The sequence below is a fragment of the Peribacillus sp. P4_D6 genome (assembly GCF_056401795.1).
This window is the reverse complement of the sequence record NZ_JBFUIQ010000270.1, coordinates 1-2,429: the sequence shown is the minus strand read 5'-3', so window position 1 is coordinate 2,429 and position 2,429 is coordinate 1. Positions and strand designations below refer to the sequence as shown.

At 42.4% G+C, this 2,429-nt stretch carries 3 protein-coding genes and 1 rRNA gene; 2 read left to right on the top strand and 2 right to left on the bottom strand.

Features of this window, described 5'->3' with window-relative positions; translation table 11 throughout:
* Positions 1-306, bottom strand: a 16S ribosomal RNA gene (locus AC1DVB_RS26610); the annotation flags it as partial.
* Between the two features lie 435 nt (positions 307-741).
* Between AC1DVB_RS26610 and AC1DVB_RS26605 the strand changes: the two genes are divergently transcribed.
* Positions 742-927 carry a hypothetical protein gene (locus AC1DVB_RS26605; RefSeq protein WP_034310479.1) on the top strand — a complete coding sequence of 62 codons (186 nt, stop codon included), beginning with the start codon at positions 742-744 and terminating at the stop codon, positions 925-927.
* Positions 928-959: 32 nt separating this feature from the next.
* Here the strand turns inward: AC1DVB_RS26605 and AC1DVB_RS26600 are convergent, their stop codons facing one another.
* Positions 960-1,859, bottom strand: a complete 900-nt coding sequence (locus tag AC1DVB_RS26600) for a DMT family transporter (RefSeq protein WP_477591799.1) — start codon at positions 1,857-1,859, stop codon at positions 960-962.
* A 151-nt stretch (positions 1,860-2,010) separates the two neighbouring features.
* Here AC1DVB_RS26600 and AC1DVB_RS26595 point away from each other — a divergent pair.
* A partial coding sequence (locus tag AC1DVB_RS26595) for an MgtC/SapB family protein (RefSeq protein ID WP_477591797.1) occupies positions 2,011-2,429 on the top strand: 419 nt, incomplete at its 3' end.

The following is a 2,429-nucleotide window of genomic DNA, read 5'->3' as shown; positions in this document are numbered from 1 at the left end:
TCTCAGGTCGGCTACGCATCGTCGCCTTGGTGAGCCATTACCTCACCAACTAGCTAATGCGCCGCGGGCCCATCTATAAGTGACAGCGTAAACCGTCTTTCCATCTTCTCTCATGCGAGAAAAGAACGTATCCGGTATTAGCTCCGGTTTCCCGAAGTTATCCCAGTCTTATAGGCAGGTTGCCCACGTGTTACTCACCCGTCCGCCGCTAATCTCAGGGAGCAAGCTCCCGTTGATTCGCTCGACTTGCATGTATTAGGCACGCCGCCAGCGTTCGTCCTGAGCCAGGATCAAACTCTCCGAAGAAATGTTTGACTTGCTCATTTGCTTTTTTGATAGTGTGTGCTCACTTAAAATTTAACGTTGGCGCTTTGTTTTGTTCAGTTTTCAAAGAGCAATTTCGATGTCGTTTCTCTCAGAAGCGACCTCTATAATGTAACACATTCTGTCACGTTTCGTCAACAACTTTTTTAAAATCTTTTTTAACAACTTGTTAGCTGTTTAAGTTGCTGTCTTAGCGACAAGAAATAATATACCATGTACTAAAAATGTTTGCAATACGTTTTTTAAAACTTTTTTCAAAAAAAAACATTTTCACCTATTTCCTTCTATATATTCTTTACATCATCACACCCCTCCCCTACATCCGGGCCATGCCCATGTTTTATGAATAAACGAAGCATATTTCCAAAGAAACACAAATAGTCATATATAGATATCTTTTTTCCATGAGGTGAAGCAATGAATCTGCCATTAATCGGATTACTCATTTCCTACAGTATGGCCCTTTACTTATTCAGTACCGCTTTTTATGAAGCCATCAAGTTCAGCAGAGAAAAAGGCAAGGTGAATGGTACGACGTTTTTATTCAGCTTTACTTTCGCTTTGATTTTCACACGGATCACCTATTTGTTTCACCCATATTAGATAAAAGCAGTAAGTCGGGAGACTTACTGCTTTTATACGGAGACTTGCGCCTCTTTATGTTCCTTGCTTTTCTTTTCATCCTTTAAGAACATCATCAAACCACCCAATATGATGGTACCTCCAAGGACCTGCGTCCAGAGTATCGGTTCATCTAATATGAAGTAAGCCAGAATTGTCGCTCCCACCGGTTCAAGCAATATTCCCATCGAAAGCGTCGATGTGCTTAACCATTTTAGTGACCAATTGAATAAAGAATGTCCTAATAAAGTCGGGAAAATGGCAAGCAAAACGAAATAGATCCAATCGGAAGCAGGATAAGGCGCCAATGCCTCTCCCTTGAAGATCACATAAAAAAACAAGGCGACCGCGCTGATTGCATACACGACAAATGTATATGTTATAGAAGAGATGCGTTTTCGGACATTTTGACCAAACAGTAAATATCCGGTTACGAGCGCACATGCGACAAGCGAAAGAATATCTCCCCAAAGCGCCATGCCGCTGATTCTCAAATCACCCCAGCTAATGACAAGGCTGCCTGCTATCGCAATGATGCCGCTCAATATTGCCTTCACTGAAAATCTTTCTTTAAAAAACAGGTAGGCTCCGGCAAAAGCGAATAAAGGCTGGAGGGTTACAAGGACGGTTGAACTTGCGACCGATGTGTAATTAAGCGATTCAAACCATAAGATAAAATGAAAAGCCAAAAACACTCCTGCCGCAATCGAATACAGCCAATCCTTTTTTTCAATGAATTTAAGTTCATGACGGTATTTCACCATGAAAACCGGCAACATAAGAAGGACGGTAAATAATAAACGGTAAAAGGCGATAACACCCGATGGAGCGGTCGCCAATTTAACAAGGATGGCCGAAAACGATACGGATRCCACGCCGATTGCCAACGCTACATAGGGATTCACTTTTGGCATTTGCACTTAGATTCCTCCTTTCAACGGAATTACGTTACATAGAACTCTATTCTACTATGTTAAAATTATTAGGGTAGTTTTTTTTGAAAAACGGGTATATGGCAACAGACGATTTTATTCTTCGATAATAATTCGGAAGTGGTGAAACAAAATGGAATGGACATTCGACCCTCAATCGGAACTGCAAATCCTAATCAAATTGGGGATTTCAGCTCTACTTGGACTAATTATCGGCCTAGAGCGAGAAATGAAACGAAAACCCGTTGGATTAAAAACAAGCCTGGTCATTTCAATCGTCAGCTGTTTATTAACGATCGTTTCCATGGAATCCGCTTATAAATTCCCGGGTAGCGAAGACGTTAATATCACAATGGACCCCTTGCGTCTTGCGGCCCAGATCGTTTCCGGCGTCGGTTTTATAGGTGCTGGCGTCATTCTCCGGCGTGACAACAACAGCATATCCGGTTTAACGACAGCTGCCATCATCTGGGGAGCGGCGGGAATAGGGAGTGCCGTTGGAGCTGGTTTTTTTCTCGAGGCCATAGCCGGCGTCATCTTATTGATCATTAG